5 protein-coding genes are annotated in these 5,820 nt (G+C 39.7%); 3 read left to right on the top strand and 2 right to left on the bottom strand.

Annotated elements, in window-relative coordinates; all coding sequences use genetic code 11:
* Positions 1 to 88: 88 nt before the first annotated feature.
* Positions 89 to 649, bottom strand: a complete 561-nt coding sequence (locus SPD53_RS19365) for a TasA family protein (protein WP_336253527.1) — start codon at positions 647 to 649, stop codon at positions 89 to 91.
* Positions 650 to 720: 71 nt separating this feature from the next.
* Entirely contained in the window at positions 721 to 1,425 is a 705-nt protein-coding gene (locus SPD53_RS19360) for a TasA family protein (RefSeq protein WP_336253526.1), read from the bottom strand.
* A gap of 337 nt (positions 1,426 to 1,762) precedes the next feature.
* Between SPD53_RS19360 and SPD53_RS19355 the strand changes: the two genes are divergently transcribed.
* The 3 genes from SPD53_RS19355 to SPD53_RS19345 all read left to right on the top strand — a co-directional run bounded on the left by SPD53_RS19355 (position 1,763) and on the right by SPD53_RS19345 (position 5,723).
* Complete coding sequence (locus SPD53_RS19355; protein WP_188856289.1) at positions 1,763 to 2,368, top strand: class D sortase; 606 nt, start codon at positions 1,763 to 1,765, stop codon at positions 2,366 to 2,368.
* A gap of 241 nt (positions 2,369 to 2,609) precedes the next feature.
* On the top strand, positions 2,610 to 3,539 hold the full coding sequence (locus tag SPD53_RS19350; protein WP_336253528.1) for an LCP family glycopolymer transferase: 930 nt from the start codon (positions 2,610 to 2,612) through the stop codon (positions 3,537 to 3,539).
* A gap of 138 nt (positions 3,540 to 3,677) precedes the next feature.
* Positions 3,678 to 5,723: a penicillin-binding transpeptidase domain-containing protein gene (locus tag SPD53_RS19345; RefSeq protein WP_336253525.1), complete on the top strand. Its 2,046-nt coding sequence runs from the start codon at positions 3,678 to 3,680 to the stop codon at positions 5,721 to 5,723.
* Positions 5,724 to 5,820 lie beyond the last annotated feature (97 nt).

Here is a 5,820-nt window from a genome sequence, read left to right as displayed (position 1 = left end):
AATAAAGAAAAAAAGCCGATGGGTATCTATGAATCTCCTTATGCGGGTCATCCTCACTTCCTTCTCCACCTTTTTTAGTATTTCCCCTTTAATCATCCGCTTGAATTGCTTCAAATGTCCATAAAAGCTCCAGTTGATTACCTTGGAACTCATTTTGATTTTCTTTCGTCTTTTCGAACTCGAATTCAACAAAGACTTGAATCGCTGGAAAATTAGCGGCTATATTCTTCTCTAAGACAATTGGAGTTTTACTTAATTTTTCTAATGACATTGGTTTTTGAAGAATGTTTTTACCATCTACTTCTATCCTCTGCAAGACAATTTGATTAGCAAAGCCATTGTTTTCCTGAGTTCCCTCGCGATTAGAAGTTGTATGTTCGGAATATAGGGTAACCTCCTTCATATCAAGTGTTCCGTTATTTTTCATATTAAAGCTGTGATTAAATGTATCTCCCGGTTTTTTGTTATCAAATTCAAAAAGCACACTTTCATTCTTCAAATTGCCAATGTCCAAATCCATATAGCCGGAAAGTATTTTATTCTTCGTATCGATCGCATCGCTAAAGAATGCTGCTGTTCCCCCGCTGATCAATGCCAACCCGATTAAACCAGTAATTATTCCGGCAACCAGATTTTTCTTTATACCCAAGAAACCCCCTCCTTCTACTGAATTATGTTTAAGGAAGACGGAGACCTCCATCTTCCTTTCCAAAATATATACTATCTTTCTTCTCCATCTGTTTGGAAACCTTTGAAAGTCCAGTCCAATTTCAGGTTTAGACCTTGCAATTCATTTTGCGCTTTTCCAGTGTCATTGAAACGGAACTGCACATCAAAATCATGAGATTCTCCTGCAGGAATACCAGTTACTTCTACCGGGACATCTTTAAAAATAGGATCTACAGTAGCCCATCTTCCAAAAAGCGGCCAGACGATCCATTCCCAATAGTCATAACCTTCTTTAATCAATTTTTCTTCAATATTCACTTTCGTTGCTAAATCCTTCGGTGAAAGATCGCGCAAGTCTTTTAAAGAAACTTCAAACAATATTTCATGTTCTCCATTACCAGTAGTATTTTTTAAGAATTGAACAAATAGCTGTTCAGCGTACTTATCCGCAAGATTTGGACCGGCAATATCACCATTGGCCGTATAGACTGTATAATCAGTTGTTAAATCGACATATTTCATATCGAGAGAACCATTGTTTTGCAGTTCGAAGCTACGCGGCATCCAGTCACCTGGCTTGAGTTCATTCATTGGTATTTGGACAGTAGGATCTACATCCAAGTCAATTGTCCCGGCTGCAAATGTATTCGTTTGTTCTGCCGTGTCACTAAAATAAGCAAAAGTCCCGCCCCCAATTAATGCCATCCCCAATAATGCTGTTACAGTACCTGAAATTATTTTTTTCTTTAAATTCATGCTTCATTCCTCCTGATATTTGTTGTTTAGCTTTACTCCCGTTATACTCCACAAGGGATTAATTACCTGTTTACTTCTTCGCCCCCTCCTTCTTTGTTGTATGTATAGTTGTTCTTTTTAATAATCATTTGTTCTCACTAAAGAACAACATGACCGTAGTATAGTTCATTTTGCTCAATGAAGAAAACCTTAAAAAAGCCCATTTGTTCTATATAATGAACACTTTACTTGAATTTACGCTCGATTCCTTTTATTTAGTTATCTTTTTATAATTTTATTCCTTTTTATTCAGCAATTTTGATATACTAAGGTTAACGTTCAGGATGAGGTGGATTAAATGAAACTTCTTTCTTATTTGCTTATGATTGCCGGAATTGTTGTTCTATTTTTTGGTGGTTATCAGTGGTATACAACAACTACTGCCCAAAGTGAAGCTACAGCAGAAGCTCAAGCAATGATCGATGAGCGTGATCTTTCCCGCAAGACAGAAGCGGATGAATTTGATGCAATCGCTGCTGCAGAAAACTATGATCCAAATACAGGAGAAACAGCTGGGATTTTGCATATTCCTGCACTTGAAGCTGATTTACCTATTATTGAAGGAACCCATGAAGATGATCTCGCCCGCGGTGTTGGGCATTACCGGGGAACGGCTTATCCGTTGCAGAATGAACAGATTGTTCTTTCCGGTCACCGGGATACAGTCTTTCGTCGGATGGGTGAATTAGAGATTGGCGATCATTTAGTGCTTAAGATGGATTATGGTGACTTCACCTATGAAATTAAAGAAACGAAGATTGTCGATGCAGACGACAGAACAATTATTGTTCCACACGGCGAAGAAGTACTTACCCTTACTACTTGCTATCCTTTCAACTTTGTCGGCTATGCGCCAGACCGTTACATTATGTATGCATACCCTGTAAAAACCCAAGATGAGTGAACGCATCTCGGGTTTTTATTTTTGTTCATTATATTGCCGCCGACATATCCCCACATATTTTACCAATTTTCATGTAAATTCTTATGGACGAAATGGACTAATTCGGCTATAATTTTATACAGTAAAAGTAGCTTAGAATTGGTTAAGGACTTTATGTCCTGTTTTCATGAGAAAAATCGCTTTCTCTGTTAACAGTGACAGAGAACATTATACATTAGAGGAGAATTTACAAGTGGCAAGAATGCAGAGAAGTAGTGGGAAAAAGAGACGGAAATGGCCATATTGGATTGGTGGACTTTTATTATTGTTTATCCTTATAATCGGAGGCGGAGCTTTTTATGTTTATAGTCAGCTTGGCAGTGCTGTAAATACAATGCATACCCCGCTGGCAAGAGACGAGGACCCGGAACGCCAAAAGGAGCTGAAAGGATTACTTGATGAAAAGGACTCGATAAATATGTTATTACTTGGAGTTGATGAACGTCCCGGTGACCGCGGCCGGTCCGACACCATGATTTTAATGTCCTTGAATCCGAAAACAGACTCGATGATCATGCTAAGTATTCCAAGGGATACGTATGTGAATATTCCTGGTCGCGGAATGGATAAAATCAATCACGCGTATGCTTTTGGTGGAGTAGAGTTAGCGGTGCAAACGGTGGAAGAAACGTTCGACATTCCAGTTCATGTATATTCACGTGTCAACATGGAAGGATTTAAACAAGGTATTGATGCGATTGGCGGAGTGACTGTGAATAATAATCAGAGCTTCTCCCAGGGAGGCTCCGATTTTTCTGAGGGAGCGATTCAATTAAATGGTGAACAGGCACTTGATTACATTCGCATGCGTAAACAAGACCCACGTGGAGATATGGGGCGGAATGACAGACAGCGGGCAGTAGTTGCAGCTGCTATGGAAAAAGGTGCAAGCTTCTCCAATATTACTAAATTTGGTGAGATCCTTGATATTTTAGGCGGAAATGTTCAAACCGACCTTGATATGAAAAAAATCCAGAAGCTTTTCACTGGATATCTAGGAACAAGACATAATATAGAAACACTTGAAATTGAAGGTTCTGGTTCAACCATTGATGGAGTCTGGTATTATGTCGTACCAGATTCAGAGTTCAACCGGATTAATTCCGAAATCCGAAATCATATGGAAAGTTAAACAAGAACGCCTAGGGGGTCTCCTCTAGCGTTCTTTTCCTAATTTGTGACATTTTTTTCATGGTTTTATTTCTATAAACAATACTTGCATGATGATATACTAGGTATATATGACGAATCAGGGGGCGGAGTTAATAAAATGAAGCGAACTTTTCTATTAATTTTTATTGTCTTAGCTTTAGTTGCGTGCTCCAAGGAAGATGATGTTTCACCAAATGATCGTTTTTCCACTTTTACTTCCTATTGGAGCGAACAGGAATTTGAAAAGCTTTATGATATGTTCAGCAAAGAAACGAGATCGAACTTTTCAAAAGAAGACTCCATCGAACGATTTAAAAAGATCTATGAAGATTTAAGTATTAAAGATATCGAGATTACGTTTGATGAACTTTCCGATGAAGAAATTCAAGCATTAAAAGAGGAAGAAAATCCGAGTGTGGTCCTTCCATTCACTGTTGAAATGGAATCTCTCGCAGGGCCGATCAGCTTTGATTATGAAGCTACCCTCGTTCAAGAAGCTATTAGCGAGGAAGATGATGCCGAATCAAACTGGTTTGTTGAGTGGGATGCTGGTTTTATCCATCCGGAATTACAGGATGGCGGGGAAATTGGAATTCAATCTGTAGAGCCACAACGCGGTGAAATCCTCGATAGAAATCAGATGCCGCTAGCAATGAATGATACTGTTTATCAAATTGGTATTAAGCCAGAGGATTTAGAGAATCGGGAACAATCCATAAAACAGATTGCGAGCATTTTAAATATGGATGAAGAAAAAATTAACGAAGCACTAGATGCTGCTTGGGTTGAGGATCATTTATTTGTCCCCATTACAACAATCCTTCCGACAAATGAAGACACTTATAATCAACTAATGGCTATTCCCGGTGTGCAGCGAAAGGAATTAACCGGTCGAATATATCCTGGCGGTGAAGCAACTGGGCATTTGGTTGGTTATATCGGAAACGTTACAGCAGACTTTCTGGAAAAAACAGACAGTGATGAGTACGGACCAAATGATCAAGTTGGCCGTCGTGGTTTAGAGCAACTTTACGAGGAGCAGCTGAAGGGTAAAAAAGGTGTCACTGTTAGCGTCCGTAAAGAAGATGGAAATGAAGTGACCATTGCTGAAAAACCGGTTGAAAATGGAGAAACCATTCAACTTACTATTGATATTAATGTTCAAGAAAAAATATTTGACAGCTATGGGGATGATACAGGTACTACAGCAGCGATCGATCCAAAAACCGGGGAGACACTCGCACTTGTGAGCGCACCTTCCTTTGATCCGAATGAAATACTATATGGAACTTCCGGCAACACATGGGATAAATTAGAGAATGATCCAAAACAACCTCTTCTCAACCGGTTTGCCGCAAGTTTTGCGCCGGGTTCCGTTCTTAAACCAATAACGGCAGCTGCTGGCATCCACGCAGGTACCCTGGACCCTGATGAAACGTTTGAAATTGAAGGGTTACAGTGGAGTAAGGGGGAAGAATGGGGAAATTACAAAGTTACACGGGTATCAGAATCTAATGGTCCTGTTGACTTAAGAGATGCCCTCCTCCGTTCAGACAATATTTACTTTGCCATGCAAGCAGTAGACATGGGAAGTGACGTTTTTACAGAGGAATTTAAACGGTTCGGCTTTGAGGAAGAACTTCCTTACGAGTATCCGATCGCAGGTTCAACCCTTTCAAACAGTGGTGAATTAACGGATGAAGTCTTGCTTGCGAACTCCAGTTACGGTCAAGGAGAACTGGAAATGAGTGCCTTGCATTTAGCCACTGCGTATACCATGTTTTTAAATGAAGGGAATATGTTGAAACCTACCTTACTGCTTGAAGAAGAAACAGGGCAAATCTGGAAAGATAAGCTTATTACAAAGGAAGATGCGAAGTTGATCGATGATATTCTTCGTGCAGTCGTTACAGATGGAACGGCACAACAAGCGAAAGATGCGAATGTTCCACTTGCAGGAAAAACGGGAACGGTCGAATTAAAATTGACTGCCGAAGCGGGTGGATCCATCAATAGCTGGTTTGTCGGATATCCGCATGATTCACATGATATTTTAATCGCAATGATGATGGAAAAAACGGAAGATAAACCGAATGGCTATACCGTTGAAAAGTTTGTTGAAGTGATTAACCAGCTTTATCCAGACCAAGATGATCAAGATTAATAGCAAAAGCGGAAGAAGACTACTTGTAGAAGCTTACTCAAATAGTAATACATTTGTGCGCAGAGCAGATGTTGCTGCAATAAACTCCTAGACGATT

It is taken from the genome of Oceanobacillus sp. MO10714A (genome assembly GCF_037072045.1).
GTDB lineage: Bacteria > Bacillota > Bacilli > Bacillales > Amphibacillaceae > Oceanobacillus > Oceanobacillus indicireducens.
This window is presented reverse-complemented; position numbering and strand designations above follow the sequence as displayed.